Source organism: Paraburkholderia terricola (assembly GCF_003330825.1).
Taxonomy (GTDB): Bacteria; Pseudomonadota; Gammaproteobacteria; order Burkholderiales; family Burkholderiaceae; genus Paraburkholderia; species Paraburkholderia terricola.
The window spans coordinates 1,627,618-1,640,686 of sequence record NZ_CP024941.1; the positions used below are offsets into that span (position 1 = coordinate 1,627,618).

Genomic DNA, 13,069 nt, shown 5'->3' on the forward strand with positions numbered 1-13,069 from the left:
CGTTCAATCCCAATTCACTTCGCGCCAGCCCGCCTAGCATTCCATGTCCATTTCCACCTCGCCCGCCGTCAGCGACGAAATCGCGACTTACGTAGCCAACCGCATCGGCTTCATCGAACTGGAGAGGCCGAAGGCGCTCAACGCGCTCTCCACCGGCATGATTCGCGCGATGCACGCGGCGCTCGACCAATGGCGCGAGGATCCCGACGTGCTCGCCGTGGTGGTGCGCAGCCAGCACCCGCGCGCGTTCTGCGCGGGCGGCGACGTGCGCTTCCTGTACGAGTCGGCGCAGCGCGGCGAGCAGGACCCGCGCGACACGTTTTTCATCGAGGAATACCGCCTGAATCACGCGATTTTCACGTATCCGAAGCCGTATATCGCGTTGATGAACGGCGTCGTGATGGGCGGCGGCATGGGCATTTCGCAAGGCGCGCACCGCACGGGCGGCCTGCGCGTCGTCACCGATTCGACGAAGATGGCGATGCCCGAGACCCGCATCGGGCTCTTTCCCGATGTCGGCGCGAGCTGGTTTCTGGCCCGCACGCCGGGTGCGATCGGCCGTTATCTCGCGGTAACCGGCGAGGCGATCGGCGCGGCCGACGCGCTTTACGCGGGTCTCGCCGACACCTACATCGAGGACGCGGCGTTGCCCGCGCTAGTCGACACCTTGCGCGGCGAACTGTTCGAGCGAGGCGCGGACGTGGTGGCGTGCGTCGAGCGTGAGACGGCCGCGCATCGGGTCGTGCCGGAGCCCGACGCGTCGCCGCTCGCCAACGCGCGCGCGTTGATCGACCGGCATTTCGCGTTGCCCGAACTCGCGCGGATTCTCGCTTCGCTCGAACGGGCGCGCGACGGCGACGCCGATCCCGACGCCGCCGAATGGGCCGAGCAAACGATCGCCGTGTTGCGCGAACGCTCGCCGTTGTCGATGGCGGTATCGCTGGAAGTGGTGACGCGCGCCGAGGGCTCGATGGCCGACGTGCTGCGCGGCGATCTCGATCTGACGCGCTCATGCTTCTTGCATGGCGATACGATCGAAGGGATTCGCGCGCGCATCATCGACAAGGACAACGCGCCGCGTTGGCGTTTCGATCGCATCGAAGACGTGAGCGCCGCCGAGGTGGAGAAAATGTTCGAAAGCCCGTGGCCGGCCAACGAACATCCGCTGCGCGAATTGCGCGGTTAGGTGTCGGCGTTATTTCGGCGTTATTTCGACATTGACGTTCGGTTCGCTCGGCCCGCTCAGTCGTCGTACTCGCTTGCCATGAACGCGCGCATGAACACCAGCGCGCCCCAGCCCCACATCGCATTCGCCGCGAAACCCACCGCGAGGCGCGGCAGCATGTTGCCGCTCGGCCAGATGCCGCGCAGCGGATCGACCACGAACACGCTCGCCGCCGTCAGCGCGACGCCGCCGAACACGAAGGCCGGCACCCACGGCGCGCGCCTCTCCGGCGCGATGCGCAAGAGCCACGCCATCAGCACGGCCCAGAACGCGCTCCAGATCGCGTTGGCGATGAATTCGGGCAAACCGAGCGGCAAAAACGGCGCGGTCGAAAACCCGGTCGGATCGATTAGCCCGGCTGCGTGCAGCAGCGCCAGCGTCGATTCATGAAAGAAGAGGGATGCCAGAAAACCGGCGACGAACGGCAGGATGAGTTTTTGCATGCATTGCACCGCCAGGGTACAAGCGGTGCGGTTCGCATGGCCTGTACCGGATTATTGGAAACGTGCGCCATTATATCTATGGGTACCCGCTTTCCCGCGTGCATCGAGCGCAACATCCGTATGCTTTAGCGTCGGGCTAATCACGGAAGTGGAAAACCTAAGCTAAAAAAAATCGTTCAAAAGCCGCGGCCCGATCCATAGACTGTTTCTCCATGCAGACGGCGTTTGCCGCCGTCGCCCGTTTAATCGCGCGCATGACGCGCACGTCTCTGTCGAGGGAAGCCGTCGCGATGTCCTGTCTGATGCCGATCTTCAGCCGCGCCACGGCGCACGCGCGTTCGCGGTCGCGCCGCCGATACTAAGCCGCAATACCAAGCCGCCAAGCCGCCAAGCCGCCAAGCCGCGCCAGGCGCGGCACTTCCGTCTCCCTTGCGCCTGCTTCACCCGGCCGCGCGCCGGCGGGATGCGCGCGGCCGGCGTGTGCGCGGGCGCTTCACGCACCGTCTCCAATCAACGCAGTTTCGAACAGGCAGGAGCAGCAAATGAATGTGTTCTGGTTCATTCCGACTCACGGCGACAGTCGCTATCTCGGTACGTCCCAAGGCGCACGCGCAGCCGATTACGACTACTTCCGGCAGATCGCGATCGCCGCCGATACGCTCGGCTACGAAGGCGTGCTGCTGCCGACGGGCCGCTCGTGCGAGGACGCATGGGTCGTCGCGTCGAGCCTGATCGCCGCGACCCAACGCCTGAAGTTCCTGGTGGCGATCCGTCCGGGCCTTTCGTCGCCGGGTCTCGCCGCGCGCATGGCGGCGACCTTCGACCGGTTGTCGAACGGGCGTCTGCTGATCAACGTCGTGACCGGCGGCGATGCGGCGGAACTGGAAGGCGACGGCGTGTTCGTCGATCACGACACGCGCTATGAAATCACCGACGAATTCCTGCACATCTGGCGCAAGCTGCTCGCCGCTTCGCATACCAACGACGCGATCGCGTTCGACGGCAAGCATCTGAGTTCGAAGGGCGGCAAGGCGTTGTATCCGCCGGTGCAGAAGCCGCATCCGCCGCTGTGGTTCGGCGGTTCGTCGGCGGCGGCGCACGACATCGCGGGCGACCATATCGACACCTATCTGACGTGGGGCGAACCGCCCGCGGCCGTCGCGAGGAAAATCGCCGACATTCGCGCGCGCGCCGCGGCACGCGGCCGCACGATCCGGTTCGGGATTCGTCTGCACGTGATCGTGCGCGAGACCGAGGAAGAAGCATGGGCCGCCGCGGACCAACTGATCAGCAAGCTCGACGACGACACCATCGCACGCGCGCAGGCCTCGTTCTCGAAGATGGATTCCGAAGGACAGCGCCGCATGGCCGCGTTGCACGGCGGCAAGCGCGGCGGGCGCGCCGAGCTCGAGGTGTATCCGAATCTGTGGGCGGGCGTGGGGCTGGTGCGCGGCGGCGCGGGCACGGCGCTGGTCGGCAATCCCGAGCAGGTGGCCGCGCGCATGAAGGAATACGCGGACCTCGGCATCGAGACGTTCATTCTGTCCGGCTATCCGCATCTGGAAGAGTCGTATCGCTTCGCCGAGCTGGTGTTTCCGCTGCTGCCGAACCGGCAGAGCAAGACTTCGAATGGACCGCTGTCGGGGCCGTTCGGCGAGATCGTCGGCAACAACTATCTGCCGAAGGCGGCGAGTTCCAGTTGAGCGCGCGTGCCGCCGACGGCGGCGATGCTCATCGATAAGCAATGAGGAAAGTGATCATGGCTCAATCCAGTTTGAATGCCGATGCAGGCGGCGGCGTTGGCGCGAATGCGCGTGCCAATGCGGACCCAAGCTCGGCCGCGAATGCCCGCGGGATTCTCGACGTCTTGCGCCGCGCCGGCGCGCATCTCGCGCCCTGGCTCGCGCCGCTCGCGATTCTGCTCGCGTGGGAATTCGCCGCGCGCAGCGGGATTCTGTCGACACGCGTTCTGCCCGAACCGCTCGCGGTCGTGAAGGCCGCGTGGTCGTTGGTTCAGTCAGGTGAAATGTGGGCCGACGTGAAGGTCAGCACGTGGCGCGCGGTATCGGGCTTCGCGGTCGGCGGCGGAATCGGACTCGTGCTCGGCCTCGCAACGGGGCTCTTCAAGCCCGCCGAGATCGCGCTCGATTCGACCGTGCAGATGGTGCGCAACATCCCCGCGCTCGCGATGATTCCGCTCGTGATTCTGTGGTTCGGCATCGAGGAAGAAGCCAAGCTGTTCCTGGTTGCGCTCGGCGTGTTCTTTCCGATCTACGTGAATACCTTTCACGGCATCCGCTCGGTGGACGCCAATCTGATCGAAATGGCGCGCAGTTACGGCGTGAGAGGTTTCGCGCTGTACCGGCACGTGATTCTGCCGGGCGCGTTGCCGTCGATTCTGGTTGGCGTGCGCTTCGCGTTCGGGCTCATGTGGGTCACGCTGATCGTCGCGGAAACCATCTCCGCGCAGTCGGGCATCGGCTACATGACGATGAACGCGCGCGAATTCCTGCAAACCGATGTGGTGGTGGTCGGCATTCTGCTGTACGCGGCGCTCGGCAAGCTCGCCGACGTGCTGGCGAAGAGCCTCGAGCGCGTCTCGCTGCGCTGGCACCCGGCTTATCAACGAGGAGCGAAAGTATGAGCGCAACGACATTGTCGGCGTCGTTCGGCGGCATCGCGGGCAGTGATCTGGAAGCCGAACTGGAACAGCCGCGCACCGTCGATCACGACGCCGGCGAAGCCGCGGGCTTCGAGCGCGCGGATCAGGTGCGCGATCTCAAGCAGGGTCGCGAGCACGCGGGCCGGCTGCCCCCGGCGGGCGCGCTCGCCCGCGACGACGCGCGCCGTCGCGCCGACTATTCAGTGCAATTGCGCGGCGTCGGCAAGCAGTATGGCGAGCGCAAGGTGTTGTCCGATCTGGATCTGTCGATCGAGCGCGGCAGTTTCGTCGCGATCGTCGGCCGCAGCGGCTGCGGAAAATCGACCTTGCTGCGGCTCGTCGCCGGTCTGGAAAAGTCCACCTCGGGCGTGCTGGAAAAGCGCACTGAAGATGGCCGTCCGCTCGACACGCGCATCATGTTTCAGGACGCGCGCCTGTTGCCCTGGAAGACCGTGCTGCAAAACGTGATGCTCGGCCTCGGCCGCGGCGCGCGTGAGGATGCGCGCGCTGTGCTCGCCGAAGTCGGCTTGCTCGAACGCGCCGACGATTGGCCCGCGCGGCTTTCGGGCGGCCAGCGGCAGCGCGTGGCGTTGGCGCGGGCGCTCGTGCATCGGCCGCAATTGCTGCTGCTCGACGAGCCGCTCGGAGCGCTCGACGCGTTGACGCGCATCGAAATGCACGCGCTGATCGAACGCTTGTGGCGTGAGCATCGATTCACCGCGCTGCTGGTGACGCATGACGTGCATGAAGCGGTGGCGCTCGGCGACCGGATTTTGCTGATCGAGGACGGGCGCATCGCGCTCGATCAGCCGGTGCCGCTCGCGCGTCCGCGGGCGAGCGCATCGGCGGGCTTCGCCGCGCTCGAAGACCATGTGTTGCAACGGGTATTGAAGACCGCGCCGAACGACGACGCGCTGTCTTATCGTGCGTACGACGCAGTTAACGAAGGCCGTCTCACGCGGCCGACAGACGTCCGTTGGGCCGTCTGACCTTCCTTGATCGACCGTTTCGATCGCTTTCCTGGAGTCACTCGATATGAGCATTTCCGCTATCAACGTACGCAATCAGTTCAAAGGCAAGGTCAAGGAAATCATCCGCGGACCGGTGGTGTCCGAAGTCGATGTGGATACGCCGTTCGGTATCGTCACCTCGGTCATCACCACCCGCTCGATCGACGAACTCGAACTCAAGGTCGGCTCGGAAGTGGTCGCGCTGGTGAAGTCGACGGAGGTGTCGATCGCACGTTTGTAGAACCGCTGACGAAAGCCGCTCCCGCGCGCCGGCGCTACTTCGCGTTTGCGCCGCTGGCGGGCGGCTCGTGCATCATTTTGTCGTTGGTCGGATGGCGCGGGCGCTTGATCGGCATATTGTCCGGATTGCTCGAACCGCCCGACCCCGAGGCCGATTCAGGCGGCTTCACCATCGAGGCGGTGTCGCTCTGCGTCGGTTGCTTTGGTTGCGTCGGTTGCTTTGATTGTGTCGTTTGCGCGAACGCCGTCGTGCCGCTCGCTACGAACACCGCGAGCGCGACGCCCGCGGTCAGCGCTGTCAATCTGCTTCGCTCCATTTCGTCCTCCATTGCGATGCCGCCTGCTGGATTTGACGCGGCCACGTTCGTGCGACTCGCGCTCGCGAGGAAAATTCGCGCGGGCCGCATCGCGTTGCGGTTTTCATGCGGCCACGACTTCAAACGCGGGGCGTAACGCGGGACACACGCCGTAGAGCGCGTCGCCGGCCAAGCGATAACAGGCACGCAATGCGTATGCCCATCGCGCTGCGTCGACGCATCCGCACCTGCATACGCCCTCGAAACTTGCTAGGATGAATTGAACAAGTCGACGGAGACGGCCATGTCGAAGTCATTGAGTCCTGAAGCGGTCGAAGCGTTGCGGCGCCTGAACGACGTCGGCGTCGGACAGCACGCGCCAAAGTTCGCGCAGTCGGTCAAGGCGGAATTGCTGGCAAGCGGCCTGGTCGCCGAGGCGGGCGACGACGAGGTCGAGATCACCTGCAACGGCCGGCAGTATCTGTCAGGCGATTGCGATTGATCCGTCGGCGATAAGCGGACGCGGGCCGGTGCAAGTCGCGAGCCGTGCGCTCGCCGGCTGGACGGGCTTGGCCGCCGTCACGTCGCCTGCAATCACAAGGAGGCGGGCATGGAGCCGAAAGGCATCGACATGGGCGATTACCAGGAGCGCTATCAGGACTACGACATCGAGGTCGCGGTCGAGCAGGTGCTCACCGGTGTCAAGGCGCATTTCAGGGTGCTGCGGGGCGACGCGGTGGTGGTCGACTGGCGGCTCGTCCATATCGACAGCCTATGGTCCACCGAGCACGCCGCCGCCGAAGCGGGTTTCCAGGCCGCGCGCGAAGTGATCGACGCGGGCCTCGCGACCTGAGCACGGGTGCGTGAAATCGCGGGCGCGTTCGATTAAGCTGGCTGTCTCGTCGTCATTTGCAGGAGAGCGCTGTGCATCTCGCGCGTGCCATCCCGATCATTCGTATCTTCTCCGAGGCAAAAGCGAGAGAGTTCTATGTGGACTTTCTGGGCTTCACCGTCGAATGGGAACATCGGTTCGAAGACAATTTTCCGCTCTATGCCCAGGTGCGCCGCTCCGACCTGGTTCTGCATCTGAGCGAGCATCATGGCGACGCGACGCCGGGTTCGACGATTTTCGTTCCCGTGCAGGACATCGACGCGTTGCACGCGGAACTTCAGGGCAAGAACTACAAGTACGCGAAACCGGGCGTCGAGGCGCTGCCGTGGGGAAGGGTGCTGGAGACGGTCGATCCGTTCGGTAACCGGATCAGGTTCTGCGAGTAGCCAACACAGCCACGAGCGGAATCAGGCTGCGTAGTAACGATGCCGCTCGCCGGTATTGCGGGCGCAATGCCGCGTAAACGGAAGCGGGCGCCGGCATTCATCATGCGCGGCGCCCGCTTCAGTCACTGCCCGTGACGGGCAGTGATCGGCCAGGCGTGCTTAGTGGCCGAAGAAAACCGATTGCGGGCCCGACACCGGTTCACGCGTACCCGATTGCGACGACACGTTTTGCACGCCGCCGTAAGCATTGGATTCAGCGTTAGCGCGTTCAGCCGCAACGGTCTGCGCGTTCTGGCCTTGTTGCGAGGCCGGTGCGCCGACCGACGGACGGTAGAACGGTGCCGGGCCGTAGCCGCTCGCGAAAGCGGGGGCGGCGATCGAGGCGGAAACAGCAACCAACAGGGCGGCGATGAGCTTGGTCTTCATGGTATGACTCCGATAACGTTTCGACTTCAGTTCAGGAAGACGTCGCGACAGAGGCCGGGAGGTGTGTCTGCAACGTCGATGTGAAGCAGTGTATACCCCTACTATCGAAGATTTGTGCCGATAATCTGAAATTACTATTCTCGATACTGGAATAATCTGTCAGACGCAGAGGCGACAAGCCTGCGCGGCGTTTCGACCCCGGTTGGCAAGGCTTTTCGTAACTGAAAAACCAGATTGGGAGCGCGGTTTATCGGAGGACTTCGCGTCAACGTTACTGATGCCCAAGACATATATCGGGCTGTCGTTCCGGATCACCTAACAATAAAAATGGGTCGACGGGTTTTCACAGTGCCGTTCGCGAATTTCCGCTGTTTGCGTTTTTCGGCGCGACGGTGACAAACGATTAAACAGGTGCAACGCTCAATAAAAAACAAAAAATCACAACTCATGTGCCGCACTGCTTTTCGCCATTTTCCTGGTGGATGCCTGGGAAGTCGGAAATCGCTCATCATTTGTCGCGCGCGGTTTCGCGCAGTGAACTAGACTTGCCGCTAGAACAAAATCTAAGGGGATCGGGCATGCAGAGGCGGGAGAAACTGCTTTTTAATCTCGATGTTTCGAAATTGGTGGGCATTGAAATCGGCGCGCTCGACAAACCGTTCATCCAGCGAAATGACGGGAATATCCTCTACGTCGACTATACCGACCGTGAGGGCCTCGTCGAAAAATACAGGCAGGACCCCAACGTTAATGTCGAAAATATCGTCCGCGTTGACGCGATATGGGGCGAAAACACCCTGGCTGACGCCGTCGATCATCGAAAAGTTGATTATGTGATCGCCTCGCACGTCATTGAGCACGTGCCCGACCTCATTACGTGGCTCGCCGAACTTCGCAGCATTCTGAAAGACACCGGCGAAGTCCGTCTGATGATCCCAGACAGACGGTTCACGTTCGATTATTTGCGCGAGGAAACGCGCTTCGCGGATGTCGTGAACAGCTTCCTGTTGCGAGCCCGTGTTCCGCAGCCTCATTCCGTGCTGGACTTCCTGTTGAACGCAGTTCGGCTAGACTGCGCCGCCGCATGGGACGGGAAAATTGAAACTGGCGAACTCGTAAAATTTCAGACGTTCGAGAATGCAGTAAAGATCGCGCGGGACGTCCTCGATAACGGTACATACCATGACGTGCACTGTTGGGTCTTTACGCCAAAATCGTTCGGCGGTTTAATGGCGCAAATGGCGGATGTCGGATTGCTCGATTTTGCGTGCGACCGCTTCCACGACACGGAGAAGTACACGTTCGAGTTCTTTGTATCGCTGCGCCCGTCAAGTGACCGGCGTCTTATTGCCAGGTCATGGCGACGCATGGCTGAGATGGCGAAAGACATGCCGGATTCCGCAACGCACGCGTGCAGAGATGCCACGCCTCAAAAGCGAGATCCCACGAACTGCACTTATACGATGGACGAAATCCGCGCGATGAAAACTACCGTGGAACCATTGGATCTCGACCACGGCATCAGTGCCGAATGGGCATATAGCCGTGATCCGTTAGGGTGGGCGCATGCCACCCGCTCCTCACATATGACGCGAAACGATGTATCCGGCGACACGTGAGGGTAGGCCACTTCGCGAGCCGGGCGAAACCAGAAACACAAAAGCCCCGGAGTAGATTTCCGAAAAGAAAAAGCCGTTCCGAATATTCCGGAACGGCTTTTGAATGCCTAACTTTTGAAGCGTCTGAATTCTTTGGGGTGGCTGATGGGGCTCGAACCCACGACAACAGGAATCACAATCCTGGACTCTACCAACTGAGCTACAGCCACCACTGACATCTGCTTGGCTTGCCTAAAAAACATGGCTCGCCGACGAAGAAACGAGATTATACGAACAAGAATCCGACTTGCCTAGTCCTTTATTCAAAAATTTCGACTGGCTCGCGCAGATGCTGTCTTGCCTCGTCGAAAATCGACAGGTCGCGTGCAGCCAGCCGTTTGCTGTCGGATAACACACGACGCCATCCGCGTGCGCCCGCCTCGCCGCGATAGAGGCCGAGCGCGTGGCGCGTGATTGCACCGAGATACGTGCCGCGCGCCATTTCAGCCGCGCAATAGTCGATCAGCTTCGCTTCGACCTGCTCGCGCGTGAGCGGCGTTTGCGCCGAGCCATAAAAGCGTGCATCGACGTCGGCCAGCACATAGGGATTGTGATAAGCCTCGCGTCCAAGCATCACGCCGTCGACGTGTTGAAGATGCGTTTCTACTTCGTCGAGCGTCTTGATGCCGCCGTTGATGATGATCTCCAGCTGCGGGAAATCGCGCTTCAGTCGATACGCGTAGTCGTATTTGAGCGGCGGGATCTCGCGGTTCTCCTTCGGGCTCAAGCCCTTGAGAATCGCGTTGCGCGCATGCACGACAAAGACGTTGCAGCCGGCGTCCGCGATCGTGCCGACGAAATCGCGCACGAAGCCATACTCCTCGACCGCGTCGACGCCGATCCGGTGCTTGACCGTTACCGGCACCGACACGGCATCGCGCATTGCCTTCACGCAGTCGGCGACGAGTTGCGGCTCGTTCATCAGACACGCGCCGAACGCACCGCGCTGCACGCGCTCGGACGGACAGCCGCAGTTCAGATTGATCTCGTCGTAGCCCCATTGCTCGCCCAGCTTGGCCGAACGGGCGAGGTCGTCAGGCTCGCTGCCGCCGAGTTGCAACGCGACCGGCGCTTCTTCGGGCGCAAACGCTAGATGACGCGGCACGTCGCCGTGGAGCAGCGCACCGGTCGTGACCATCTCCGTGTAAAGCCACGTATGGCGCGAAATCATGCGATGCAGCGAGCGGCAGTGACGATCCGTCCAGTCCATCATGGGTGCGACCGAAACGCGGCGCGGACTGGGAGTTTGAACTGAAGACATGGCGGCCAGGCGGCTTGAATCAAAATGCGATTTTACCGCAAGGCACCCGATGTCCTGGCTCGCTTACCGATCCGTTTATCGCGCTGGCGGAGCGACCCAGATGCGCGACCCGGAATGCGCGACCCAGCCGCGTCAATGCCAACGACCCCCACGCCCGCCGCCGCTCCATGAACTTCCGCCGTGGGAGCCGCCATATCCACCGCCGTGCCAGCCGTTCCCACCGTGCCAGCCGCCACCACCGTGGCCGCCATGCCAGCGCCCACCGTCGCCGCGGTAATAACAGCAGGACGAGCCGCCCCAGATGCCTATCGTGCCGTACACCGGTTGGTACGGCGGCCCGTATGCGTAACCGTAGCCGGGGTAATAGGATTGACCGTAGGCGTAGTCATATCCCGGCGCGACCGCGCATCCCGCGAGACTCGCCAGGCGGCTTGAATCAAAATGCGATTTTACCGCAAGGCACCCGATGTCCTGGCTCGCTTACCGATCCGTTTATCGCGCTGGCGGAGCGACCCAGATGCGCGACCCGGAATGCGCGACCCAGCCGCGTCAATGCCAACGACCCCCACGCCCGCCGCCGCTCCATGAACTTCCGCCGTGGGAGCCGCCATATCCACCGCCGTGCCAGCCGTTCCCACCGTGCCAGCCGCCACCACCGTGGCCGCCATGCCAGCGCCCACCGTCGCCGCGGTAATAACAGCAGGACGAGCCGCCCCAGATGCCTATCGTGCCGTACACCGGTTGGTACGGCGGCCCGTATGCGTAACCGTAGCCGGGGTAATAGGATTGACCGTAGGCGTAGTCATATCCCGGCGCGACCGCGCATCCCGCGAGACTCGCCACTACAGCCAATAGAGCCGTCGATGCAATCAGCTTGCTCACGATCTTCTCCTTCGTGGATAGGGATCAGAAAGATCGCGCGTAAGAGAGTTCAGCGGCGGTTGTGTCCGCAAGTTACCGCCGTCGCGTGCCATTGGGCCTGCGCTATCGCTGCACCCCGGTTCAACGCCATGACAGCAAGGCAAGGCCGCGAACTTTTCGCGCCTCAGCGGTTCTCCGCGTCGTAACAGTTAGTTAAATTTTTCGAGCCGCAACCCTAGGCGCGCTGGCACGTTGCCATCAGACGAAAGCTTCGCCTCAGCGCTTGCGCAAAGGCTCGATGAGGGACGACAAACCGTTGTGATCGATCTCGTGCATCAAGGCGAGCAGCCGGCCGATTTCGCCCGGCGGAAAGCCCTGGCTCGCGAACCAGTTCAGATAGTGGCCGGGCAGGTCCGCGATCAGACGGCCTTTGTACTTCCCGTAAGGCATCACGCGCGTGACCAGCAGTTCGAGGTGTTCGGGATTCATCGTGGAGAGATCGACGCAAAAATTATTGAGCGCGGCTGAGTCGACAGAGCCGGTTGGCGCCGTTCGAACGGCATTTTAGCCGTGCTGCACGCATGACGCCGGCGTGGTAACGTCAGCGCTTTCCGTTCATACAAATCAACAGGACAAGTTCGATGGAATACCGCAGACTCGGCGACTCCGACGTGCAGGTCAGCCTGATCGGCCTCGGCACCATGACATGGGGCGAGCAGAACACCGAGCAGGAAGCGCATGCGCAGATCGACTATGCGCTCGACCACGGCGTCAACCTGATCGACACCGCTGAAATGTACCCGGTGCCGCCGCGCGCCGAAACGCAAGGTTCGACGGAGCGCTTCATCGGCACGTGGCTCGCGCGGCATCGCGGCGCGCGCGAGCAGATCGTGCTCGCCACCAAGATCGCCGGCCCCGCGCGTCAACCGCACAACCCGCGACATATTCGCGGCGAAGGCAATCAGTTCGACCGTAAGAATCTGACGGAAGCGCTGAACGACAGCCTCACGCGCTTGCAAACGGATTACGTCGATCTGTATCAATTGCACTGGCCGGATCGCAGCACGATGACGTTCGGCCGCACGGCGTACCCGTGGGTCGACGACGCGTACACGGTGCCGATCGAAGAGACGTTGTCGGTGCTCGCCGAGTTCGTGAAGGCGGGCAAGGTGCGGCACATCGGCGTGTCGAATGAAACGCCGTGGGGCGTCGCGCAATTTCTGCGCGCGGCCGAAAAGCTCGGCTTGCCGCGCATCGTCAGCATCCAGAATCCGTACAGCCTGCTCAATCGCACCTACGAGGTGGGGCTCTCGGAATACGCGCATCGCGACAACATCGGCTTGCTCGCGTATTCGCCGCTGGCCTTCGGCTGGCTGTCGGGCAAGTATGAAGGCGGCGCGCGGCCGGCGGGCGCCCGCATCTCGCTGTTCGAGCGCTTTCAACGCTACAGCAAGCCGCAATCGATCCAGGCGACCACGCGTTATGTGGAACTGGCGAAACGTCACGGCTTGTCGCCCGCGCAATTCGCGCTCGCGTTCGTCAACAGCCGGCCGTTTTTGACCAGCAATCTGATCGGCGCCACGTCGCTCGATCAGTTGAGGGAAAACATCGCGAGCGCGGACGTGAAGCTTCCGGTTGAGGCGCTCGCGGAAATCGATGCGCTGCATGAGTTGCAGCCGAACCCGGCGCCTTGATGGAGTGGCCTGGGC

18 protein-coding genes and 1 tRNA gene are annotated in these 13,069 nt (G+C 62.6%); 10 read left to right on the forward strand and 9 right to left on the reverse strand.

From position 1 onward, the window contains the following. Window positions 1-43: 43 nt before the first annotated feature. A complete protein-coding gene (locus tag CUJ90_RS07340; protein WP_114162317.1) occupies window positions 44-1,186 on the forward strand; it encodes an enoyl-CoA hydratase/isomerase family protein in 1,143 nt (380 codons plus the stop codon). Window positions 1,187-1,242: 56 nt separating this feature from the next. Here CUJ90_RS07340 and CUJ90_RS32810 read toward each other — a convergent pair whose 3' ends face one another. Beyond that, window positions 1,243-1,668 (reverse strand): hypothetical protein, encoded by a 426-nt coding sequence (locus tag CUJ90_RS32810; RefSeq protein ID WP_073426853.1) that lies wholly within the window; start codon window positions 1,666-1,668, stop codon window positions 1,243-1,245. A gap of 157 nt (window positions 1,669-1,825) precedes the next feature. Continuing rightward, window positions 1,826-1,993 (reverse strand): hypothetical protein, encoded by a 168-nt coding sequence (locus tag CUJ90_RS32990; protein WP_159442539.1) that lies wholly within the window; start codon window positions 1,991-1,993, stop codon window positions 1,826-1,828. A gap of 217 nt (window positions 1,994-2,210) precedes the next feature. Here CUJ90_RS32990 and ssuD point away from each other — a divergent pair, with 217 nt between their 5' ends. From ssuD to CUJ90_RS07375, 4 genes are read left to right on the forward strand one after another with little or no spacing between them, the layout of a single operon-like run. Beyond that, on the forward strand, window positions 2,211-3,371 hold the full coding sequence (gene ssuD / locus CUJ90_RS07360; RefSeq protein WP_073426852.1) for an FMNH2-dependent alkanesulfonate monooxygenase: 1,161 nt from the start codon (window positions 2,211-2,213) through the stop codon (window positions 3,369-3,371). A 56-nt stretch (window positions 3,372-3,427) separates the two neighbouring features. Next, a complete protein-coding gene (ssuC, locus tag CUJ90_RS07365) occupies window positions 3,428-4,312 on the forward strand; it encodes an aliphatic sulfonate ABC transporter permease SsuC (RefSeq protein ID WP_073426851.1) in 885 nt (294 codons plus the stop codon). Further along, window positions 4,309-5,319, forward strand: coding sequence for an ATP-binding cassette domain-containing protein (locus CUJ90_RS07370; RefSeq protein ID WP_073426850.1), 1,011 nt, complete (start codon window positions 4,309-4,311; stop codon window positions 5,317-5,319). The genes ssuC and CUJ90_RS07370 overlap by 4 nt, the downstream gene beginning before the upstream one ends. A gap of 46 nt (window positions 5,320-5,365) precedes the next feature. Beyond that, complete coding sequence (locus CUJ90_RS07375) at window positions 5,366-5,581, forward strand: TOBE domain-containing protein (RefSeq protein WP_073426849.1); 216 nt, start codon at window positions 5,366-5,368, stop codon at window positions 5,579-5,581. Window positions 5,582-5,615: 34 nt separating this feature from the next. Here CUJ90_RS07375 and CUJ90_RS07380 read toward each other — a convergent pair whose 3' ends face one another. Continuing rightward, window positions 5,616-5,897, reverse strand: coding sequence for a hypothetical protein (locus CUJ90_RS07380; protein ID WP_073426946.1), 282 nt, complete (start codon window positions 5,895-5,897; stop codon window positions 5,616-5,618). 283 nt (window positions 5,898-6,180) lie between these two features. Here CUJ90_RS07380 and CUJ90_RS07385 point away from each other — a divergent pair, with 283 nt between their 5' ends. From CUJ90_RS07385 to CUJ90_RS07395, 3 genes are all read left to right on the forward strand, one after another. After that, on the forward strand, window positions 6,181-6,378 hold the full coding sequence (locus CUJ90_RS07385; protein ID WP_073426848.1) for a hypothetical protein: 198 nt from the start codon (window positions 6,181-6,183) through the stop codon (window positions 6,376-6,378). A gap of 108 nt (window positions 6,379-6,486) precedes the next feature. Beyond that, on the forward strand, window positions 6,487-6,729 hold the full coding sequence (locus tag CUJ90_RS07390) for a DUF6566 family protein (protein ID WP_073426847.1): 243 nt from the start codon (window positions 6,487-6,489) through the stop codon (window positions 6,727-6,729). 71 nt (window positions 6,730-6,800) lie between these two features. Then, on the forward strand, window positions 6,801-7,154 hold the full coding sequence (locus CUJ90_RS07395; RefSeq protein WP_073426846.1) for a glyoxalase superfamily protein: 354 nt from the start codon (window positions 6,801-6,803) through the stop codon (window positions 7,152-7,154). Window positions 7,155-7,313: 159 nt separating this feature from the next. Here the strand turns inward: CUJ90_RS07395 and CUJ90_RS07400 are convergent, their stop codons facing one another. Continuing rightward, window positions 7,314-7,580, reverse strand: coding sequence for a hypothetical protein (locus tag CUJ90_RS07400; RefSeq protein ID WP_073426845.1), 267 nt, complete (start codon window positions 7,578-7,580; stop codon window positions 7,314-7,316). Window positions 7,581-8,158: 578 nt separating this feature from the next. On the opposite strand from CUJ90_RS07400, the gene CUJ90_RS07405 reads away from it, so the two are divergent. After that, window positions 8,159-9,199 (forward strand): methyltransferase domain-containing protein, encoded by a 1,041-nt coding sequence (locus CUJ90_RS07405; protein ID WP_161553686.1) that lies wholly within the window; start codon window positions 8,159-8,161, stop codon window positions 9,197-9,199. A gap of 133 nt (window positions 9,200-9,332) precedes the next feature. Here CUJ90_RS07405 and CUJ90_RS07410 read toward each other — a convergent pair. The 5 genes from CUJ90_RS07410 to CUJ90_RS07430 form a co-directional block, all read right to left on the reverse strand. After that, a tRNA-His gene (locus CUJ90_RS07410) sits at window positions 9,333-9,408 on the reverse strand. Between the two features lie 89 nt (window positions 9,409-9,497). After that, entirely contained in the window at window positions 9,498-10,499 is a 1,002-nt protein-coding gene (gene dusA, locus CUJ90_RS07415; RefSeq protein ID WP_083083579.1) for a tRNA dihydrouridine(20/20a) synthase DusA, read from the reverse strand. A 132-nt stretch (window positions 10,500-10,631) separates the two neighbouring features. Beyond that, on the reverse strand, window positions 10,632-10,967 hold the full coding sequence (locus tag CUJ90_RS33180) for a hypothetical protein (protein WP_244220016.1): 336 nt from the start codon (window positions 10,965-10,967) through the stop codon (window positions 10,632-10,634). An 81-nt stretch (window positions 10,968-11,048) separates the two neighbouring features. Then, window positions 11,049-11,381: a hypothetical protein gene (locus CUJ90_RS07425; RefSeq protein ID WP_073426842.1), complete on the reverse strand. Its 333-nt coding sequence runs from the start codon at window positions 11,379-11,381 to the stop codon at window positions 11,049-11,051. Between the two features lie 255 nt (window positions 11,382-11,636). After that, a complete protein-coding gene (locus CUJ90_RS07430) occupies window positions 11,637-11,849 on the reverse strand; it encodes a DUF3820 family protein (protein ID WP_006048800.1) in 213 nt (70 codons plus the stop codon). Between the two features lie 152 nt (window positions 11,850-12,001). Between CUJ90_RS07430 and CUJ90_RS07435 the strand changes: the two genes are divergently transcribed. After that, window positions 12,002-13,054, forward strand: a complete 1,053-nt coding sequence (locus CUJ90_RS07435) for an NADP(H)-dependent aldo-keto reductase (protein ID WP_114162323.1) — start codon at window positions 12,002-12,004, stop codon at window positions 13,052-13,054. The last annotated feature ends 15 nt before the right edge of the window (window positions 13,055-13,069 follow it).

Bases quoted from the DNA above. Each gene is read 5' to 3' on its own strand.
- ssuC (WP_073426851.1), top strand. From the start codon at position 3,428: ATGGCTCAATCCAGTTTGAATGCCGATGCAGGCGGCGGCGTTGGCGCG.
- CUJ90_RS07430 (WP_006048800.1), bottom strand. From the start codon at position 11,849: ATGAATCCCGAACACCTCGAACTGCTGGTCACGCGCGTGATGCCTTAC.
- CUJ90_RS07380 (WP_073426946.1), bottom strand. From the start codon at position 5,897: ATGGAGCGAAGCAGATTGACAGCGCTGACCGCGGGCGTCGCGCTCGCG.
- ssuD (WP_073426852.1), top strand. From the start codon at position 2,211: ATGAATGTGTTCTGGTTCATTCCGACTCACGGCGACAGTCGCTATCTC.
- CUJ90_RS32810 (WP_073426853.1), bottom strand. From the start codon at position 1,668: ATGCAAAAACTCATCCTGCCGTTCGTCGCCGGTTTTCTGGCATCCCTC.
- CUJ90_RS07405 (WP_161553686.1), top strand. From the start codon at position 8,159: ATGCAGAGGCGGGAGAAACTGCTTTTTAATCTCGATGTTTCGAAATTG.
- CUJ90_RS07340 (WP_114162317.1), top strand. From the start codon at position 44: ATGTCCATTTCCACCTCGCCCGCCGTCAGCGACGAAATCGCGACTTAC.
- dusA (WP_083083579.1), bottom strand. From the start codon at position 10,499: ATGTCTTCAGTTCAAACTCCCAGTCCGCGCCGCGTTTCGGTCGCACCC.
- CUJ90_RS07385 (WP_073426848.1), top strand. From the start codon at position 6,181: ATGTCGAAGTCATTGAGTCCTGAAGCGGTCGAAGCGTTGCGGCGCCTG.
- CUJ90_RS07375 (WP_073426849.1), top strand. From the start codon at position 5,366: ATGAGCATTTCCGCTATCAACGTACGCAATCAGTTCAAAGGCAAGGTC.
- CUJ90_RS07390 (WP_073426847.1), top strand. From the start codon at position 6,487: ATGGAGCCGAAAGGCATCGACATGGGCGATTACCAGGAGCGCTATCAG.
- CUJ90_RS07435 (WP_114162323.1), top strand. From the start codon at position 12,002: ATGGAATACCGCAGACTCGGCGACTCCGACGTGCAGGTCAGCCTGATC.
- CUJ90_RS07370 (WP_073426850.1), top strand. From the start codon at position 4,309: ATGAGCGCAACGACATTGTCGGCGTCGTTCGGCGGCATCGCGGGCAGT.
- CUJ90_RS07400 (WP_073426845.1), bottom strand. From the start codon at position 7,580: ATGAAGACCAAGCTCATCGCCGCCCTGTTGGTTGCTGTTTCCGCCTCG.